The 17,857-nt window shown below is 35.0% G+C and carries 22 protein-coding genes and 1 pseudogene; 7 read left to right on the forward strand and 16 right to left on the reverse strand.

Annotation, left to right across the window (positions count from 1 at the left end):
• The first annotated feature begins 148 nt into the window (after positions 1–148).
• Together AC1RNS_RS21605 and AC1RNS_RS21610 are read left to right on the forward strand one after the other, a co-directional pair.
• On the forward strand, positions 149–700 hold the full coding sequence (locus AC1RNS_RS21605) for an RNA polymerase sigma factor (protein WP_492995654.1): 552 nt from the start codon (positions 149–151) through the stop codon (positions 698–700).
• Positions 666–2,024, forward strand: a complete 1,359-nt coding sequence (locus tag AC1RNS_RS21610; protein WP_492995655.1) for an anti-sigma factor family protein — start codon at positions 666–668, stop codon at positions 2,022–2,024. Before AC1RNS_RS21605 ends, AC1RNS_RS21610 begins: the two co-directional genes overlap by 35 nt.
• Positions 2,025–2,110: 86 nt before the next feature.
• Here the strand turns inward: AC1RNS_RS21610 and AC1RNS_RS21615 are convergent, their stop codons facing one another.
• Positions 2,111–2,401, reverse strand: a complete 291-nt coding sequence (locus tag AC1RNS_RS21615) for a DUF5316 domain-containing protein (protein ID WP_492995656.1) — start codon at positions 2,399–2,401, stop codon at positions 2,111–2,113.
• Between the two features lie 142 nt (positions 2,402–2,543).
• Here AC1RNS_RS21615 and AC1RNS_RS21620 point away from each other — a divergent pair, with 142 nt between their 5' ends.
• Positions 2,544–3,068 carry a hypothetical protein gene (locus AC1RNS_RS21620; protein WP_492995657.1) on the forward strand — a complete coding sequence of 175 codons (525 nt, stop codon included), beginning with the start codon at positions 2,544–2,546 and terminating at the stop codon, positions 3,066–3,068.
• Between the two features lie 174 nt (positions 3,069–3,242).
• Here AC1RNS_RS21620 and AC1RNS_RS21625 read toward each other — a convergent pair whose 3' ends face one another.
• On the reverse strand, positions 3,243–3,551 hold the full coding sequence (locus AC1RNS_RS21625) for a hypothetical protein (RefSeq protein ID WP_492995659.1): 309 nt from the start codon (positions 3,549–3,551) through the stop codon (positions 3,243–3,245).
• Between the two features lie 1,049 nt (positions 3,552–4,600).
• Here AC1RNS_RS21625 and AC1RNS_RS21630 point away from each other — a divergent pair.
• The 3 genes from AC1RNS_RS21630 to AC1RNS_RS21640 all read left to right on the forward strand — a co-directional run bounded on the left by AC1RNS_RS21630 (position 4,601) and on the right by AC1RNS_RS21640 (position 5,773).
• Complete coding sequence (locus AC1RNS_RS21630; protein WP_492995660.1) at positions 4,601–4,744, forward strand: YjcZ family sporulation protein; 144 nt, start codon at positions 4,601–4,603, stop codon at positions 4,742–4,744.
• Between the two features lie 451 nt (positions 4,745–5,195).
• Positions 5,196–5,528: a chaperone CsaA gene (csaA, locus tag AC1RNS_RS21635; RefSeq protein ID WP_492995662.1), complete on the forward strand. Its 333-nt coding sequence runs from the start codon at positions 5,196–5,198 to the stop codon at positions 5,526–5,528.
• A gap of 83 nt (positions 5,529–5,611) precedes the next feature.
• Positions 5,612–5,773, forward strand: coding sequence for a hypothetical protein (locus AC1RNS_RS21640; RefSeq protein ID WP_492995664.1), 162 nt, complete (start codon positions 5,612–5,614; stop codon positions 5,771–5,773).
• Between the two features lie 332 nt (positions 5,774–6,105).
• Here the strand turns inward: AC1RNS_RS21640 and AC1RNS_RS21645 are convergent, their stop codons facing one another.
• From AC1RNS_RS21645 to AC1RNS_RS21675, 7 genes are all read right to left on the reverse strand, one after another.
• Positions 6,106–6,741, reverse strand: coding sequence for an O-methyltransferase (locus AC1RNS_RS21645; RefSeq protein ID WP_492995665.1), 636 nt, complete (start codon positions 6,739–6,741; stop codon positions 6,106–6,108).
• Positions 6,728–7,108, reverse strand: coding sequence for a hypothetical protein (locus tag AC1RNS_RS21650; protein ID WP_492995667.1), 381 nt, complete (start codon positions 7,106–7,108; stop codon positions 6,728–6,730). The genes AC1RNS_RS21645 and AC1RNS_RS21650 overlap by 14 nt, the downstream gene beginning before the upstream one ends.
• A gap of 264 nt (positions 7,109–7,372) precedes the next feature.
• Positions 7,373–7,528 (reverse strand): hypothetical protein, encoded by a 156-nt coding sequence (locus AC1RNS_RS21655; protein WP_492995668.1) that lies wholly within the window; start codon positions 7,526–7,528, stop codon positions 7,373–7,375.
• A gap of 346 nt (positions 7,529–7,874) precedes the next feature.
• Positions 7,875–8,495 (reverse strand): NAD(P)-dependent oxidoreductase, encoded by a 621-nt coding sequence (locus tag AC1RNS_RS21660; protein WP_492995670.1) that lies wholly within the window; start codon positions 8,493–8,495, stop codon positions 7,875–7,877.
• A 95-nt stretch (positions 8,496–8,590) separates the two neighbouring features.
• Complete coding sequence (locus AC1RNS_RS21665) at positions 8,591–9,007, reverse strand: hypothetical protein (RefSeq protein WP_492995672.1); 417 nt, start codon at positions 9,005–9,007, stop codon at positions 8,591–8,593.
• Positions 9,008–9,098: 91 nt separating this feature from the next.
• Entirely contained in the window at positions 9,099–9,422 is a 324-nt protein-coding gene (locus AC1RNS_RS21670) for a hypothetical protein (protein WP_492995673.1), read from the reverse strand.
• Between the two features lie 183 nt (positions 9,423–9,605).
• Entirely contained in the window at positions 9,606–9,797 is a 192-nt protein-coding gene (locus tag AC1RNS_RS21675) for a hypothetical protein (RefSeq protein WP_492995675.1), read from the reverse strand.
• Positions 9,798–9,887: 90 nt separating this feature from the next.
• Between AC1RNS_RS21675 and AC1RNS_RS21680 the strand changes: the two genes are divergently transcribed.
• Complete coding sequence (locus tag AC1RNS_RS21680) at positions 9,888–10,097, forward strand: hypothetical protein (protein ID WP_492995676.1); 210 nt, start codon at positions 9,888–9,890, stop codon at positions 10,095–10,097.
• A gap of 146 nt (positions 10,098–10,243) precedes the next feature.
• Here AC1RNS_RS21680 and AC1RNS_RS21685 read toward each other — a convergent pair whose 3' ends face one another.
• The 7 genes and pseudogenes from AC1RNS_RS21685 to AC1RNS_RS21715 all read right to left on the reverse strand — a co-directional run bounded on the left by AC1RNS_RS21685 (position 10,244) and on the right by AC1RNS_RS21715 (position 17,823).
• The gene (locus AC1RNS_RS21685; protein WP_492995678.1) at positions 10,244–10,930 is read right to left on the reverse strand and encodes a DUF1963 domain-containing protein; all 687 of its coding nucleotides are present in this window, start codon (positions 10,928–10,930) and stop codon (positions 10,244–10,246) included.
• Entirely contained in the window at positions 10,917–11,492 is a 576-nt protein-coding gene (locus AC1RNS_RS21690) for a DNA-3-methyladenine glycosylase I (protein WP_492995679.1), read from the reverse strand. Before AC1RNS_RS21690 ends, AC1RNS_RS21685 begins: the two co-directional genes overlap by 14 nt.
• 26 nt (positions 11,493–11,518) lie before the next feature.
• On the reverse strand, positions 11,519–12,115 hold the full coding sequence (locus tag AC1RNS_RS21695; protein ID WP_492995681.1) for a class I SAM-dependent methyltransferase: 597 nt from the start codon (positions 12,113–12,115) through the stop codon (positions 11,519–11,521).
• A 2-nt stretch (positions 12,116–12,117) separates the two neighbouring features.
• Positions 12,118–12,623 (reverse strand): annotated as a pseudogene (locus tag AC1RNS_RS21700) (cysteine hydrolase family protein).
• Between the two features lie 323 nt (positions 12,624–12,946).
• On the reverse strand, positions 12,947–13,138 hold the full coding sequence (locus AC1RNS_RS21705; RefSeq protein WP_283872256.1) for a hypothetical protein: 192 nt from the start codon (positions 13,136–13,138) through the stop codon (positions 12,947–12,949).
• Positions 13,139–13,685: 547 nt separating this feature from the next.
• Positions 13,686–15,341 (reverse strand): right-handed parallel beta-helix repeat-containing protein, encoded by a 1,656-nt coding sequence (locus tag AC1RNS_RS21710; RefSeq protein WP_492995683.1) that lies wholly within the window; start codon positions 15,339–15,341, stop codon positions 13,686–13,688.
• Positions 15,342–15,783: 442 nt separating this feature from the next.
• Positions 15,784–17,823, reverse strand: coding sequence for a restriction endonuclease FokI C-terminal domain-containing protein (locus tag AC1RNS_RS21715; protein ID WP_492995684.1), 2,040 nt, complete (start codon positions 17,821–17,823; stop codon positions 15,784–15,786).
• Between the last annotated feature and the right edge of the window lie 34 nt (positions 17,824–17,857).

Below are 17,857 nucleotides of genomic sequence, written 5' to 3' on the forward strand. Positions count from 1 at the left end.
ATGAAGTGAAGAGAAATGAAAGCCTTTGAAGGATGGCAGGGACAAGTGACAGATTAAACCTATTACCTGCATAGCCTTCAAAAAATATTTTCTATTACTTGAGATTTTTTTTAATAGTATGCGTTTTTAAGATAAGGAGGTGTATTTCATGAATGAGCAGCTTATCCAAAAAGTCTTAGCTGGTGATCAACAGGCTTTTCGTATCATTGTCGATACATATAAGCAGCCGCTTGTCAGTTTTTTAAACTATCATACGAAGGATGAGGAGTTGGCAAAGGATATTGCACAAGAGGCTTTTATAAAATGCTATGAAAACCTACAACACTTTAAAGGTAATCACTTTAAGGCTTGGCTTTTTCGAATAGCAATGAATCAGCTAATTGATTTTAAAAGAAAACATAAGGAAGATGCATCACCGCTTGAGGAAACTCCCTCATTGCTGACACCTGAATCTGTAGTTATTGCGAAGGAGCAGAATGCGCTGCTCCAGCAATGGCTTCAAACGTTAGACGACAAAACTCGTCAAATATTTGCTTTGAAATATGCTAGTAATTGCTCTTACGAAGAGATTGCTGAGACACTTAGCATATCCATTGCAGAAGTGCGAAATCGACTATATCGGACAAAAATTAGGCTAAGAAAAGCAGAGAAGAAAGGAGACATTAATGGTGAAATGCTTATCGATGGAAGACATGTATGATTTTCTCGATGGACGAATGGATGGTAAGAAAATAACGCAAAATGAAAGACATATACAAGATTGTCCCTCTTGCTCAGCACGATTTGAGGAACTTTTGGAAACTGAGCATACAATAAGTGCTCTGTTCCCACCTGTTAGTGTAAAGGCTACCTTTACAGATCAAGTGATGGATAAATTAACTAAGAAAAAGACTACCAAAAAACATCATTGGCGAGCAACCTTAGCAACAGTGATGATCACAGCAGCATTCATTTTTCTGATATTTTCGATACTCCAAAAGGAAGACTATCAAAATGCCTCTTCAGTATCCATAAAAGTCAAGGATGTAAAGATATCAGATGCTTTCATCTATGTGACATTAGCTACATCTGGCTATGACGGCGAACACCTTCTTTTAAATGATCCAGATGATTATGACACATCAATGGTATTTTCAAATGGAGAAAACAGGCTCTCTGGTTTTATTACAGAAAAATCAAAGAGTGAAGTCACATTTGAGTTTCCATTATTTGATGTACCTGATTCTAGATTTAATTTGCTTTTTGACATTAATCGTTTGTATGGAATAGATGGAAAATGGTCAATTCAAGTACCAATTGATCGCAGGGATATGTTAGCACAAACCGAAAATGTTACACTTCAAACATCTTTTGAAAAGGATGGTATTGATGTTAACTTTATCCGTGCTCAACACGGGCCTGAGAACTCCCTTATCCAATTCGAAACAAAGTTTACAGAGGAAATGGCAACATTTGTAGAGCAGCAAGTGACTAAATACACTGTGGATTTACCACAAGATGAAAAATCAGCATTTGTAGGTTATAATGCACAAATTCTTTTTGATGTTTTTAATGCTGAGGGGCAAAAATTAAGTCGATCAATTCCAGAAGATACCATAAGTGTCCAAAATGATCGATATGCACATACAATAACACTTAGTGGCTATCCTAGCGTTCAAAATGGTGGGTATTTATTAGTAACGGGCGTCAAGTTTGAGCTGCCAACGAATATAAGACATCCACTTTCTATTGATCAATTGCCTTATACATTTACCTACAATGGTACAGATTATGAGGTGAAGCTTCTACCAGATCAACGTCTTGAAGTTTCTTCAGATGCCAAGACAACTAGCATTAAAAATTGGCATATTACAGTTGATCATAAAACCGCTTGGGATTACTCCGAATTCAGAACTGAGAATCAAAAACTGTATACGACATTTACATTAGAAAAGGATATTCCATTTGATTCATTTATTCTTTATGGTCAAACAGAATTAAAATACGTATATTTCGATAAACCAATTACTGTAGATATTCACTAAAATTATTTGAAATCATTCCTCCTTCTGAAATGGATCAACCAATTTCAGAAGGTTTTTTAGTTGGTCATGCATCAGGTTAAACTAATTTATTTCACAAAATAGTATAATATAATAGTAATCAATATATTAGGAACAGCCATTAGAAACGAATTAGCCGTAAATTTATTTCGTTCATCCCTATGCTCCCTTGTTTCAGTAGCAAAGTTTGCGCGCATACGATCTCCACTCACCATTGAGCCTGACATAATCATTGCTACTACAATTAAGATGCAGCCAATGATTCCTGAAATGAAATAAGCTCTTTCCATACCCCATAAAAGCATCGATGCCGAGACACCTATGATGGATAAAATTGTGCCAATGAATAAATATTTCATCTAAACACCCCCATTACCTATTATACGGCCACCCCCATATTTTGTTTCAATTACATTTATTCTACTGGAAAATTCCAACGAAAAGACGATAATAGACAATGAAGAAGATAGTATATATTTACATAAAGTGAGGTGAATATCGTTGACGATAAGCTCATTATCTAGTGAGAATCTATTGATTACTCAAAAATTATTACAAGATGTTTCTGATAACAAAAAATTAAATTTATCTGCAGAACAAAAAATTGCCTTCAAGGAAGTATTAACGGAAATTCTTTTAGGCAATGGTACAACTAATGCCGTTTCTGACATACAGAAACAATCCATTATCAATGAACTAAAAAATTCAAATGGTCTAAATAGTTATCTTAATGCTCTCAATCCTAATGCATTGTATGGCAGTGGTGAATCAACCATTCAACAACAGATTTTTAACAGTTTAGGGCTAGCGAATAGTAACAACCAATCATCTTCCAATCTTTTATTGGCAGCTCTTAGTAATTCTTCTGTAGCAGGTGAAGGTGCTACCTCAAAAATTGGAAACAATACTGCAGCAAAGACAAAAGCAATGGCATCCTATCAACAACAAACCCCTATGAATTTGAGTACAAATATGGGTGCGTTGGCCTCAAGAATTGGTGACATTAGATCAGGCTTTTTTATTTAAAAGTATCTTCTTCTTGTTAAAGTGACGGCTTGATTACCTTCCCTTTAACACTCCTTCCAGCACACTAAAAAGCAGGATTCTCTTTTTAAAGGGGAATACTGCTTTTTAGAAGTTTTCGATACCAACACTAAATATTTAAATAGATAATGATGTAATTTGAAGCCTGTAGGGTACTTACTTAACATATTTTAAATACTTTTTAACAAAATCTATGATGTAATACACTTCTTCTTCAGTAATATTTAACAGATTAGAAATTCTTTGTCGTTTTGCAGGTGATTTTAATTGTTCCTTCACTTGATCGATTCTCATATATTTACACTTCCGAGGATTAACATGATCTCTAATTTGCTTGTATCGAGTGTAAGCGTAACGAGCAAGTGCATTCAGCATTTCTCCCTCCTGCTCATCTCGTTGCTGATTCTTCGCAACTACATCGATTACCTCAGTATCAAACGTCCATGTACCATCAGTAAATTGCATCGTACCACCTCTCTAATCACTGTCATGGTCCTTAAAACCTCTTTTGAGTTTCATCATTAACCTTCTAATTATTAAATGCATTATAAAAAGCCACACCTAGTTAGATGTGACCCCTGTTTAATTTTTAATTGTATCTTACCGGAGCGGTTTTTCTGTTGAGCCGAGTAATTTCATGGGGGACCTGAGTGGTTTTTCTGTTGAGCTGAGTGATTTCCAGGGGGACCGGAGCGGTTTTCTGTCGAGTCGAGCAATTTCATGGGGAACCGGAGCGGTTTTTCTGTCGAGCCGAGCTATTTCCGGGGGGACCGGAGTGGTTTTTCTGTCGAGCCGAGCAATTTCAAGGGGACCGGAGCAGTTTTTCTGACCAGCCGAGCAATTTCAAGGGGGACCGGAGTGGTTTTTCTGTTGAGCTGAGCAATTTCCAGGGGGACCTGAGCGGTTTTTCTGTCGAGCCGAGCAATTTCAAGGGGGACCGGAGCGGTTTTTCTGACCAGCCGAGCAATTTCAAGGGGGACCGGAGCGGTTTTTTGTCGAGCCGAGCAATTTCAAGGGGGACCGGAGCGGTTTTTCTGACCAGCCGAGCTATTTCAAGGGGGACCGGAGCGGTTTTTCTGTCGAGCCGAGCTATTTCCGGGGGGACCGGAGCAGTTTTTCTGACCAGCCGAGCTATTTCAAGGGGGACCGGAGCGGTTTTCTGACCAGCCGAGCCTTTTTCTGCTAAGCCGAGTTCCTGGTTTGCTTGAGCAGCTTTCCTTCGACGCGAGCAGCTGTCTATTATGATTCCACATTAGTAACTTAAAAAAGCCCTTTATTCTTTATTTATTTTTTAAATCTACTTCATAGACAATTCACTATACAAATATAGTTATTAAATCATAGTAATAGTAGTGTAAAGCTAATTTAGCTTTGCACCTCCTAGTTTTGTGGTTTAGGGTCACTTTGGTTCGAGTGACCCTTTTTTTAATTTATACCGTAGTCTTAATAGATGAATAACTCCCCGCCTATCTATTGCTTTACATATTATAGATTGTAGAAAGGAGGAGTAAATTATGGGTTACTGGCAATGTGGAAATGTAGGCGGCTGGAACGATTATAACTGTGGAGGCAATAACAATGGCTACGGTTCAACATTTGTCCTAATTGTTGTTCTATTTATTCTTTTAATTATTGTCGGTGCAACTTTTATTTATTAAGCATTCATTTTTAGCTACGCAATATGATTGGAAAGTTTTAGTACCTTCATCAATGTCACCATAAAAATACTCCATACAGGCATTAACTAGTCAACCTTACCTACTACAGTAAACAGGGTCACTTTTACATGAGTGACCCTGTTTTAAAGTAATATTGAGCGTTGATTATTTCCTACTTTTGTCCTTAACCTGGTCTCTTAACTTTTCCTCAAGTTTTCACCTCTTGCAAATACTTTCTATCCCTTAATGCTTAGAATTTTGTTTTATTGAAAGTCTAAAATAACAATTATTATAAATAATTTCTGCATTGTGTGCTGTTAAATGGTATAGTGATAGTTAGGAATATTTTTTGTAAATAAAGGTAAAATGTCTAGAAAGAAAAATCTTCAACTAGGTATTTATTTTTTATTACTTTTAGCAATTCATACTATTTCGCAAAAGGAGTACTGTAATGGCAACTATAGAGGACTTTGTTAATCTTGATATTCGAATCGGTACTGTTATACAAGCAGAAGTACTTCCAAAAGCTAGGGTTCCTGCAATTAAAATGAACATTGATTTTGGTGATGTTTTAGGAATTAAGCAATCATCCGCACAAATAACTAAACGCTATACACCAGAAGAGATTATGGGGAAGCAAGTCGTAGCTATTGTCAATTTCCCTCCTCGCCGGGTGGCAGGCTTTAAATCTGAAGTTTTAGTAATTGGTGGCGTTCCTGTAGAAGGAGACGTCATTCTACTCGCTCCTGATCAACCTGTGCCTAATGGAACTAAAATAAGCTAAAACTAGATTTTTCGTAAAGAACTAAAAATCATCATTACATCTTTTCCATAATAAGTTATAATTGATGTAAAAAGGAGCTTGATATGGAGCTAATTTTTGCACTCCTACCTCTTGTAGGCATTTTTATTTTTTATCTTATTCCTGCTATTGTTATCATTTGGTTTTTATTTAAATTTATTAAAATACAGCAGGAGCAGACTGAAATCCTTAAAAGCATTTCAGAAAAGTTAAATAAAAATATTTAAATTGATAAAAGACTGCAGCTAAACCGGAAGCGTTTGCCAACAGTCTTTTTATATGTATAGTCACTACCACAATAATCTGGAATTGGTGGGATTAATGCAATGTTCACATTTGTCTTATTTCAATTATTTTGTGGCATAATTGCTGTCTATGGGCTTTGTTTTGAGAAAGCGTTAACAAGCAAAAACACATGGTCTTGTCTAATTGATTGTAGGAATCCTAACTGACATTGCTGGATAGGTTCTCCATTATCTTTACTTTTACGTTACGAAAAAACACCAACAAACCACATAATCTGTTAGTGCTTTTGTATTGATCATGTACATGGTGCTTTTTACTTCACTTTTGAAATTGTCATGCCATCACCAATTGGTATAATGACCGACTCTAGCTGAGGATGGTTTGCTACTGTTACATTGAATTCTTTCATTAATGCTGTATAGCGCTTAGGTGGCACATTAGAATCAGCCACACTTCCAGCAGCAAGGACATTATCAGTAACAATAATCGCATTAGTATTTGCAAGCTGTACACAATAATGTAAGTAATTCTCATAATTTTCTTTATCAGCATCAATAAAGAAAAAATCAAATCTTCTTCTATCCTTAACTAACTTTTCTAAGCTTTGTAAAGCATGCCCTGTCATATAGCTCACTTGTTCACCAAATCCTGCTTTCGATACATTGTTGTAAGCTAATTGTGCGTATTTTTTCTCTAACTCTAAAGATAATAATGTACCATCACAATCAAGGCCTCTAGCTAAACAAATCCCGCTATATCCGCCAAGTGCCCCAATTTCAAGAATACTTTTAGTTTTAGTCATGGAAACAAGCATCGTTAAAAACTTTCCAGATGAAGGTGAAACGGAAATAGCAGGCATTCCATGTTCTGTAATAGATGAAATAACCTCCTCTAAAATGGGGTCTTGCCCATAAAAGACAGTATCAATGTATTGATTAACTATTTTCATTCAAGCTATTCCCTTCCGCATCAATAACAACAGCTGGCTCTAACGATGAATTTTCCTTTTCTTCTTGTGTATCAGCATTTTCCTCTGTTTCACTTTCATGAATATCAAATAGTTGGATAAATTCATTAATAACCATATCAATAGCCTTTAACTCTCCAATTAGAATAGGCTGAATGGATTGAAACTCTGGTTGTTCTAATTGTTGCTTAATCGTTGCACGCTTTAAATTCATCATTTCTAAAAATGCAATAGCTCTTCCACGACGGAATGTTTTAGGACCTCGATGTGAAGAACCATCCCTTCCTCTAAGACGCTCCCCGCGATGATGCCGTTCTTTTTTAAAATCCTTATATATTTCACTTCTCATATTGATAATCTCCCTTTCTTTTGTATACATATGTATACATTATATCACAAATCAATTGTATACATATGTATACACATTGTCAATTATCTTTAAATTGGCTCAATCATTTTTTATAATTTTTATATCTAAGGCAAATGGCTGAGCTAAGAGTTTTTTTACTTCATATTTATAGTAGTATACCAGCGCTTTAACCTTACAAAAGCACTCCTTTTTGACGGTCACTTTCTATCTTTGAAGGTGACCTTTTTCCAAAATAAAAAGACGTCATTTAGACGCCTTTAATGTCTTATCAATTTCCTCAATTAACCTATCAACATGTTCTTTTGTTATGTTTATTACATATAATTGTGTCGTTTCTCCAATTTCATATAGTTTTTTATGCTTAGGATATTTGATTGCAATCGAAATATCTTTCTCCATAACAATCACCTCTTAAAAGATATATTCGACATAAAGTATAATTCACCTTCTATAAAAAGGAAAATATACGCTACATTTTGCTCTTTATTTAGCCATAAAACAACAGTTATGAGGTAATTTCATTTTGAATAATAGGAATTTTAATTGGGAACCAAATTTTCTAAACTAAAGGACATCAACCAATTATTATTATCCTACCCAACAAAATGACCACTCCATTTGAATTTGCTACTAAAACTTTTTTACATTTGAATAAACTAGGCAAAATCATTCCATGGGTAAAAAATACTATATAGAAATACATCCATATATCACTTCACTTTTTTCAAACACTTTTTGTAAACTATTAGTACGCAATTCCAACACGAGCTTTTAAATAATCAGTATTTTGGATTTGTTGGTAAGTAAATTCTGCTGTATCTGCTACCGATATCTCGGACCCACCCTCGGGTAAAAAGCCTCGTTCGATACGATAGTGACCAGTATATGCTCCATTAGGTAAATAGGTAGGGCAAACAATGGTCCAATCCAGCTCTGACTGTTTCAAGATTTCAAAGACCTGATGATGCTCCTGAGCAGAGAACGTAGTTGTTCTTCTTGATTCACTTGACTGGTAGCGTAATAAATTGGGATTCAGACGACTCTGTAAAATTCCAGCAGTTCCAACAGTTATAATTCGTTTAACATTCTCTTCTGACATAACATCAAGAATTACAGGTATACTTTTTGTTAGAGTAGTCGTCCCATCTGTGCTTAAGGCACTAATGACAATATCAATATCTATCATAGCCTCTTCGATAGTGCGTTTCTCAGTGACATCCCCTTTAATAATATGTAAATTTTCATGGCATAAATTTAGCTTGCTGGGCGTGCGAACTACAGCTGTCACATGGTGATTATCATGTAACGCAAGTGAAACTACATGACTGCCTACACGGCCCGTTGCCCCTAGTACTAAAATTCTCACAATACTCACCTCTTCGTATGGATTATAACACACAAATAATTTACCACATTTTACTCAGCTGAGGTATATACCACATTCTTAAAGCTTTTCCATCTCTATCTTTGTAAATTCATATCTACTAGTCGAACATTAACGATAAAATTATGAAGATTATTATTTTTCGCAATACTATTTACAATATATTGGATTTCACTTTCTGTACTCTTATCAATTTTATCAATGTTATGTAGGTGGATAGTCATTATTTGATTAGTTGGGGATTCAATTAAGTAACCAATCGTACTATCTGGAGAATAGCCTGCTGCTCTAAGTGCGACGATTGTTTTTTTTGTAAAATCAGAGGTTTGTAACTTGTCACCAATTTCTTCAGCATAATTTGTTGTGGAAGGAGTTTGGATAGCAGGTACATATAAGGGTTGTTTAGTTGCAAACAGTACCAAACTAATGAAAATGATGAAAAATAAAATAAAACTACTTTTTATTAAGAATTTCATCCATTCTCTCCATTCCATCTGTAATTATCCTAGACATGACCTTTATAGAAAAAAATTCACCGTCACCTGAAAATTGCCAGGCTATACATAAAGCTGCCTGGCAGATTTTTTATCGAAAAAGCTTTCTTGAACGGTTTTTTACAACTACTTTGACAACAGGTTCTAGTTTTCCAACATAAGTATCTCCTAAATAATCCACATCTATTATGATAGCTCGTGGTTCAAAGCGTTGGATGCTCTCAATAAGACGTGCCGTATTACGTCTTTTGACAAGCTGGAAAGGTGTAAGAGAATTCGACCTAAAATCATTTTCTCTTGAAAATGGGCAAGAAATTACGAAAGTAGATAAGATTAAAGCTACATTTTGTAATATTTCATCAACGCCTGTAGCACTGAAGTCAATGTTACTTGCAGCAGTTACTTGATGTGTCATTCTATCAACCTTTCTTCTGCAATGCATACTATTAAGTTTATTTTCTCTGAAAAAAGAGCACTTAAATATGTATGCTAATTGCTCAAAAGATATGAACGATGTATCTTTTCTCTTATAACAGTACCCTTCTCCATTTTCCTTTAAACACTTACCATATGCTAACGAATCACTGTTACTAGCCTTCTATCTTACCAAAGCGTAGTAGACAACATACAACCAACTTAAACAGCCATGTATAATAGCCCACAGTATTGAATGATTTTCACTCCAAGAAATTGTAATCGCTAGAACAGAACCAAATCCAATACCGTTTTTCACAACTGTTTTATTTTCCAATTTTAGCACCTTCCTTGTCTTATTGTCTTGAAGCCTCATCATATTTCCTCCTCTAGCAATTTTATGTTTACAAACATATGCACCTACCATTTATCTACACATATGATAAAGCAAAAGGAGGGAGCATAATTGCCATGGCAACATAAAATTCAATATTTAATTGGCCAGCCTGTTGGAATTTCATTGGCAAATGGTCAAGGAACATCAGGTATATTATGTGGTGTATCTAGAGGGAAACTTATGGTTCTTGAATATTTATATCAAGCTCAATTTGCGTTAAAGCAATATGAATTTCAAATGATTCAAGACGTTAATGGTTTTCCACCCTGCCAAATGTAACGTGCAAGCCTTCGCAAACTCTTTCATCGACCATTGCGAAGGCTTTTCGTTTATGCGTAGCTACAATGAGTACATACTATCAAGCTATTGTTGAGTGTTGGATCTATGACTAGTAAAGTCACTGTGAATGAGAGACGATATTACGTTTAATAAAAATCACAGTGAACACGCCACTCTTTTAGAGTTGGGTTAAAAAAGAAATAGAAATTCCCACTATCCACAATATTGAAATACGCCTTTTCGTCTGAGGCTATCTGTAAGACAAATGGATAGTCCTCGCCATAATCATGACCGCTTTGGCAAAATGCTGGATAGCCACCTATTTTATGAACAGCGTAAATTTCCTCCACAATATCATCAAAATAATCTATCTCTTCGTCATTTTCGAGCCTTAAAATTTCATCCTCCACCTCACAAGGGATACCTCCCCCATCCCATGAAGGATAATCATTAACTATTAGCTTAGGCATAAGTGGAAATGCACGAATATGGTCATGCTGCCAATTTCGCTGTATCAAACCCTTTAATGATGTATAGACTCTAATTTCAAAAAATCGACTTAGATCATCCTCTATTAAATGATGAAATATTTCCTCGTGGATAAATACAGTCAATAGCTCTATTGATTGTAGTGATTCTGGTACAAAAGGTAGCTCCTTCAAAAACAGTGTAGCAAGTGGCTGAAACTCTTTTGGTCTCTGTTCCTCAGGTAATGACCATCCAACAAAGCCAATCCAGCTTTCAAGAAGATCATGAGTAGGGCGAATACCTCCTGTTGCAAAAATGGTAGCCTGTCTCACTAGCTGTGCCTTAATTTCATCAATGTTCATCATCAGCCCCCCCTGTGCGACAAAAACAATCTGTTACATGATCATTGACCATCCCTATTGCCTGCATATAGGAGTAACAAATCGTACTACCAACAAATTTAAAGCCATCCTTTTTCAATTGCTTACTCATTCGATCACTAATCTCTGTCGTGACAGGTACTTCAGCGATAGATGACCACTCATTTACAATTGGCTGGTGATCTACAAAGCCCCAAATATAATGAGAAAATGAGCCGTATTTTTCCTGTATTTTTAGAAATGCTTGTGCATTTGAAACAACACTCGCAATTTTTAGTTTATTACGGACAATACGAGTATCCTGACGGAGCTCCTCTAGCTTGTCCTCGGTATAGAGAATGATTTTTGAAGCATCGAATTGGTCAAAAGCAGCTCGATATCCCTTTCTTTTTTGGAGAATGGTCCACCAGCTAAGCCCAGCCTGTGCCCCTTCTAAACATAGCATCTCGAATAAATGCTGATCATCATAGACGGGAACCCCCCATTCCTTGTCATGGTACTCTACGTATAGAGGCTCCTCTAGCTTTACCCATTCACATCTTTTCATTTATAGTCCCCCCATTTTTCTATGTATCATTTTATGCCTATTATACAAAGGCATCCTTTGCGCGCATTTTCGATAATTTGAATCCTTTGAAACCCTATACTTTCGTATAGCTGCTCAATTTCTGATTTTGTTTTATAGGCCTTCATATGATAATTAATTTTATAGAGCTCTGATATAATAATAAATTTTCCACCATGCTTTAATACTCTAAAGACTTCCTTCACGTCATTTGCTAAATCTGGCCAAAAATAATGTGTTTGGAAAGCTGTAATCGTATCGAAAAACTGATCTGGATATGGAATATTTGAAACACTTGCTTGCTTAACAATGACCTTACCATTTGCCACATCCATTTTATTTGTTTTTATGGAGTCCCTGACAGCCTGCTCAGAAAAATCTATACCGTAGACTTTACCACTTGGATTAATATTCGATAAAGTTTGAAGTGTTTTTCCACCTCCACAGCCAATATCTAACACAGTATCGCCATCATATACATCACCATGCTTAATCAGCCATGTATTCATACCACTATGCGCAAAATTCATTATACGTAACATCGCTGACCCCACAAATCCATTTGGCTTCTTAGCTTGCTCAATCAAGCGTTGTAAAAGTGTCAATTTCAACTTCCTCTCTCTATAATCTGTTGTGATGTACAGATTAACACGTCTTTTCTCGCTAACTTCATTAAGGCTGTCGCCTTGCTTTTATCCGTGGCTCCTCCCACTGCATCATCTACAACAACCACCTTAAAGTTCCTTGTTAATGCCCCATTAACCGTTGCGCTGACACAGCCTTCAACAAACACACCCAAAACGATTAATTCGTTAATATGTTGTTTAGAGAGGTACGTTGCTAAGTCTGGATTACTAAATGCATCCGCTTTATTTTTTGAAAAATATTTCCCTCCACCAAGACTAATCGTTCATCAAATTCAGCCCCTTTCGTTCCTTTTAAAGCAGTAAATTTTCGGAAAAGGTTTGACAGTATTTGTGTTCGCTTAAACTCATTTCTAATATAGATAATAGAAATCTGTTGCTCTTGCACTTTATGAATGAGAATATTAATGCGATTTATGGTAGACTCCATTTGCTGCTTTGCTATAGGCAGTCTGGCTTGATCACTCATGTAATCGTTTTGAATATCCAGTATCAGTAAGGCTTTTTTCAAGTTCTATCCCCCAATCGTTTTAAAGCGCTTACTATCTTTACGTTTTAATAAATTAATTAGTTTCATTATTTACCATTTCAGCAGGCTATATTAAACATAGTTGGCATTAAACATACCTCATTAATAGTAACTCTGGCTGTCTGAAAAAAGGACTTCAACCTAAAATAAAAAAGGGACTTAAAAGAAAGCCCCATTTGTTGAAATGCTATTTACTTTCAAATATGTTGGATTTCAATCAATCAATCACTCCGAAGTCAAATTTCCTGTTCCTTCGACATTTTTTAATTTAGATATGTATTGTTTGAAATATTTCGTTCACGCTCATCTATAACTAGATGGATAATAAATGCTAGTTGTTGCTCAATTCGCATATTGTTAAGCTGTAGAATTTCAGCAATTGCACTTTTTTGATTCTCCTCTAACTCCGCCTTCTCTAGCATTAACATAATTTCTTCTTTCGAAAGCCCAAACATGCTCTTTCACCCCTAATTTACGCATAAATTTATTATTCCAAAATCATTATTATCTTTGTAAATACAATGTTTAATGAACCGTTTTTACTAATTATAGGCTAAAACATGGAAATTAATCAATCCAAAATCTACATTTTCTTAATAATATTATTACTTTCTTCAAAAAATATTATTATTTTTAAAAATAACTTTCTTTTTAGGAATTATAATAATTCTTTTCCTCGATTAATTCTCTTACACTATTAATTATAAAAATAATATACCTTTTTGTCGAATTTTGTGAATTTTCGTCAATTGAACAAATAAGAAACCGTTTACAATTTTCCTATTGCAAATCTATTTGATCAATCTTTTCACTCCGATTTTTTAGCAAGCTGCCAACGTTTTTTAATGACAGTAAAGGAACTTAATTTTACCCTCTTTTTTACTAGTCAAAACCAAGCAGGCATTTTCAATTCTCCCCTGTATTTTTACTACTTTGTTCCTGTCATAAAAAAAGTAATTTCAACATTAGTGAAACTACTTATCCTACTCATTTATTCGGTTTTTACATTGTTTTTTTAATATTATTGTTCTGAAGAATTAAAGTTACTTGTTGCAATACATCAATCGGTATATGCAGCTTTTCATTAAGACTGTGCAAATTTATTGATTCTGCTTGATTGATTTGGTTCACCGTTTGTTTCATTTTATCGTTAACATCTGCAGATATAGCAATGATTTTAGATGTGGCATCACTCTTCCACTTGGTTCCACCAGTCGCCCCTTGAATAAATAATTGACTCTTCTCTTGCACGATAGCTGGTATCTTTACAGCCGTCAGATCAATATTCTCCATCTCCAACATTGATTGATTAGACAACGCTAAAAAAGCACAATCCATTTCATCAATCGAACAATGCTTAATACGCCCCATCGACTTATCTGACCAAATAAGTGCATAGGGACTTTGCTTACCGTTGTTTTTAAATGCACTATTAGCAATCTCAAAAATAGCCTTGATACACGTGATAGTGTGACCGATAATGGCTTCAAATGTACATTTATCTGCAAATAAACGAGCATTATTAATATAAAGATGATGTCCCTCAAGCTCCCGAATAGTCGTATGGTGAAGCATTATTTTTGCGTGATCATTCCCAAAAATACCGCCTGCCTGCCCATATTGAAGGACAGATTGATTGAGCTTTAGGTAACTAGCATCGACGATGAAATGGAATTGCTGATGATCCTGAATTAAACATTCTGACATAGATACATTTGCTTCATTTACAATTGTAACCCCTGTCATCTGTCCCTTCATCACACTGCATTTACAAATCTCTACCTTACTGTTTTCAATGATCAGCTGTGACTTATAATGTTCTTGAACCTTGCAATCATACAGTTTTGCGTTAGACTGTTCAGCAATATAAATGCCATGCCCCTGTCCATCAGAAAAGATAGAATCCGTAAGCCAGACCTCACTGCTATGAACAACCAAATTTGTATCCAGATGCCGCTTTATTTCACAGCCATCCATCGTTAATGTCGATTGATCGAGCAGCTGAATCCCTAAATCTTGCCCCTGATGAATAAGTGTATTTCTCATCGTCATGCTACTAGCAGCTGCAACAATTTGTGTTTGCTGATGACCATGAATTTCACAGTCCACAATATCTATTTTTACATTGCGAATCGCAAAAATACCATTTGTTTTTCCTTCCAATAGCATACAATGGGTTAATTCAATTTCACTATTCTGCACCATAATTTGAGCCTTTGTATGGTGCTGGATTGTAGTATCCATAAGAATAACACTTGAGCCATTATCAATATGCAAACCATAATGATTATTTGGACTAGCTAGAATATCAACATTTTTCATCATTAGACTTCCAAAGCTAACAGTCACCTGTGTTTGTACCAATTGCTGTTCAATCACACAGTTTTCCAGCTGTAAATCCCCTTTAACATAAATCCCCTGCCCTTGTGTAAAGCGTAAATTCCGCATATGGGCATGTGTATTATAGCGGATAAATACACCACCTTTAATCGTCACATTTCCAACTCCATAAAGGGTCAGCCTTTTGGAAATTTCAAAGCTCTCTTCATAAACCCCATCTCGAATTTCAATAAAATCCCCTGGTTCAGCATCTCGAATCGCATCCTCAATACGCTGGTAACGATGCATAATACTTCTCTTTACAACAAGCGTCGCCATCTCCACACTCCTCTGCCGCAATCAAGCCACTCATTATCGTACTTGCGTTTTATTATATTTATATACCCATTGAACTTCCTATTATTCAAATTTGTACAAATAATTTAGAAGTAATTCTTATGAGGCAGGTGATTGCTAATAATTTTGAGAGTGCTAAAGCTATATGGTGGTTAAAACCGCGATGTTAATTCTTTAGGTGGAGAAGATGGGGTTCAATTTGTACTCTTCATGTATAGATTAACCGCAGAAACTCTTAAAAGGACTTGGGCATAAGTATTTAATCCATACTCTCCATATGTGGTATGTGTGTGTTGTGGCAACACATTGGTAGCAGGTAGGTATCATTATTAATAATTTGTTTTGAGTAAATCTAACGAACTTCTTCTTTTTGAATAAGCCTGTTTCAATAAGATAGCTAAAATTAGTTTTTTCAATTTCTTTATTAGAGTGTTTTATTATCAGCGCATGCCTTAAAATAAAATTGAAATTTTTGTGAAGCATCACTGGATGAGCCTAGAGCATAATACTCTTCTTTTTCTTTACCCACACAACCAATCAAAGGAGAAGAAAGTAGTTCTAGCATCAATTTTATTTCGTCTATACCTGGAGAATCTTCAAATCGTTTATCTTTTTTCAACATAAAATAAATTTCTCGCGCACTTATCATCCCTTTTGTATATGGGTCGTTGCTTTGTTCTGACAGACAATCGATAATTGATTGCATTAATAGACCTTCTCTTTCTATTTTATTACGATCCTCTTCAAGCACTTGTATATTTACTAAACCGGTTTGATTAAATATTTTTTTGTAAGAATCAGCATTTAAAGGTACTTTAGAATGTAAGTTAATCATTTTAGATAATGAGTTTACATCGATTAAAAGCACATTATGTTCATCTGCTCTTTTGATTAATCGCGATTTTTCACCGAAGTTTATACCGATAACCGCAGCAAAGTCTGCTTTGTGCTTTTTTTTGTGTTCGTTTATTGTGATAAAGTCAACTGAGGACTCCGGAACTTCGTTGTAATACGTTGATTTTGCATCTACAGTTATAGAATAAGTAAATTTTGGCGCTGTTGATGCGTGAAGGAGTACATCTGTTTTTCCAGCTCCACCAATCCGGTCAGCTTTAAATCCTAATATGCTAAATCCGAGCTTTAAAGCTTCTTCAAAGCGATTCGGATTTGTAGAATCTTGAGAAGCATCTTTTATTTCATATAAGATTTTATTCAAAGAACTGGAATTTTCATTTTCCATTATTAAGATTTCAACTTGTTCATTTTGAGTCGTTTTCATCGGAAGATAACCTTTGATAATCTCGCAAAAGTTTTTTCCTCGATTAGTTAATCCATAGGAGTCAGGTCCTGTTTCTTGAATTAGTTTGGCATTTTTTAATATATGTAACCTTTTGTGGATTTCTGAAGCATCTTTATAAATAAAATTATAAGAATTTCTACCAATATCTCGTAATTCTTTTACTCTTAACTTTTTATGACCAATTTCCACCAGTATTTCAAAAACAAATTTATATTTATTATGAATACAGCAAGCAAAATCCAATTCCAAATGTTCGGTCGTTAGTCTTTTGGCTGCATCTGTGATTTGAAAATCGGTTTTTGATATTTGTTCAACAAACCCGAGATTTTTCAATGGAGTGATAAAACCTCTTACAGAGCTATCTTTTATTCCGTATTTTGCTTTTGAATATTCGATGATATCTTTCATTTTAGTTGGTTCATCCATTAATTTTAAATACTCCATAAGCGTTTCATGCATATTATTAACACTACCTGGAAAATAACCAATTCCATCTTTTCTTTCATTATTTTCAGTTATTTTACATAATTCCATAGCCCAATCTGACATTTGAATATTTGACTCATTTAAAGTTTGATCCATTCCTTTTTTGATGCTTTTATAATCTATATAGCCCACTTTTTTTAAAAATTCTTGTCCTAATTCAGTGATTAGATAGTTGTAACTGTAGTCTTCATACTCAATCAAACTTAAATCTTTTAACCAATTTAATCTTGCTATGGTTTCTTGTTTAGTCTTCCAGGGAATTCCGTATTCATTTACTGCTGATTTCAATATTTTCTGTATCTGACATTTTTCTTGAGAAAGAATATGTAGAATCTCCGAGAAAAATTTAATATTTGTATTAAGGATAGTAGCCAAATATAAAGTGTCTTCTGTTTCTAGCCATTGTAAAGCGTCATTGGATATTATCCATTTTGTTTTGGCGCTACCTCTAACAATACTGAGTGGCCGTAGTCTTATACACATTTCATCTAGACTATCCTTACGTTCACTCCCTTCGATATTAATGATAGATTCATATGGTTCTTGTTCTTTTAAAGCGTTTAAAATAGTTTTTAGTGAAGTGGGGTAACCTTTACCTCGTGGAATATTAGGCATTGCTAAAACTTTTGATTCCCATTCTAGTGATTTTGAGTAGTTTTTATCATTGATAATATACATATAGTTTTCATCCATTCATTTAAATGTTTTAAAT

Source organism: Lysinibacillus sp. GW821-FHT14F06 (genome assembly GCF_058803665.1).

Coding starts and splice junctions, on each gene's coding strand:
- AC1RNS_RS21605 (WP_492995654.1), top strand. CDS start 149: ATGAATGAGCAGCTTATCCAAAAAGTCTTAGCTGGTGATCAACAGGCT.
- AC1RNS_RS21610 (WP_492995655.1), top strand. CDS start 666: ATGGTGAAATGCTTATCGATGGAAGACATGTATGATTTTCTCGATGGA.
- AC1RNS_RS21615 (WP_492995656.1), bottom strand. CDS start 2,401: ATGAAATATTTATTCATTGGCACAATTTTATCCATCATAGGTGTCTCG.
- AC1RNS_RS21625 (WP_492995659.1), bottom strand. CDS start 3,551: ATGCAATTTACTGATGGTACATGGACGTTTGATACTGAGGTAATCGAT.
- AC1RNS_RS21630 (WP_492995660.1), top strand. CDS start 4,601: ATGGGTTACTGGCAATGTGGAAATGTAGGCGGCTGGAACGATTATAAC.
- csaA (WP_492995662.1), top strand. CDS start 5,196: ATGGCAACTATAGAGGACTTTGTTAATCTTGATATTCGAATCGGTACT.
- AC1RNS_RS21640 (WP_492995664.1), top strand. CDS start 5,612: ATGGAGCTAATTTTTGCACTCCTACCTCTTGTAGGCATTTTTATTTTT.
- AC1RNS_RS21645 (WP_492995665.1), bottom strand. CDS start 6,741: ATGAAAATAGTTAATCAATACATTGATACTGTCTTTTATGGGCAAGAC.
- AC1RNS_RS21650 (WP_492995667.1), bottom strand. CDS start 7,108: ATGAGAAGTGAAATATATAAGGATTTTAAAAAAGAACGGCATCATCGC.
- AC1RNS_RS21655 (WP_492995668.1), bottom strand. CDS start 7,528: ATGGAGAAAGATATTTCGATTGCAATCAAATATCCTAAGCATAAAAAA.
- AC1RNS_RS21665 (WP_492995672.1), bottom strand. CDS start 9,007: ATGGAATGGAGAGAATGGATGAAATTCTTAATAAAAAGTAGTTTTATT.
- AC1RNS_RS21670 (WP_492995673.1), bottom strand. CDS start 9,422: ATGACACATCAAGTAACTGCTGCAAGTAACATTGACTTCAGTGCTACA.
- AC1RNS_RS21675 (WP_492995675.1), bottom strand. CDS start 9,797: ATGAGGCTTCAAGACAATAAGACAAGGAAGGTGCTAAAATTGGAAAAT.
- AC1RNS_RS21685 (WP_492995678.1), bottom strand. CDS start 10,930: ATGATGAACATTGATGAAATTAAGGCACAGCTAGTGAGACAGGCTACC.
- AC1RNS_RS21690 (WP_492995679.1), bottom strand. CDS start 11,492: ATGAAAAGATGTGAATGGGTAAAGCTAGAGGAGCCTCTATACGTAGAG.
- AC1RNS_RS21705 (WP_283872256.1), bottom strand. CDS start 13,138: ATGTTTGGGCTTTCGAAAGAAGAAATTATGTTAATGCTAGAGAAGGCG.
- AC1RNS_RS21710 (WP_492995683.1), bottom strand. CDS start 15,341: ATGGCGACGCTTGTTGTAAAGAGAAGTATTATGCATCGTTACCAGCGT.
- AC1RNS_RS21715 (WP_492995684.1), bottom strand. CDS start 17,823: ATGTATATTATCAATGATAAAAACTACTCAAAATCACTAGAATGGGAA.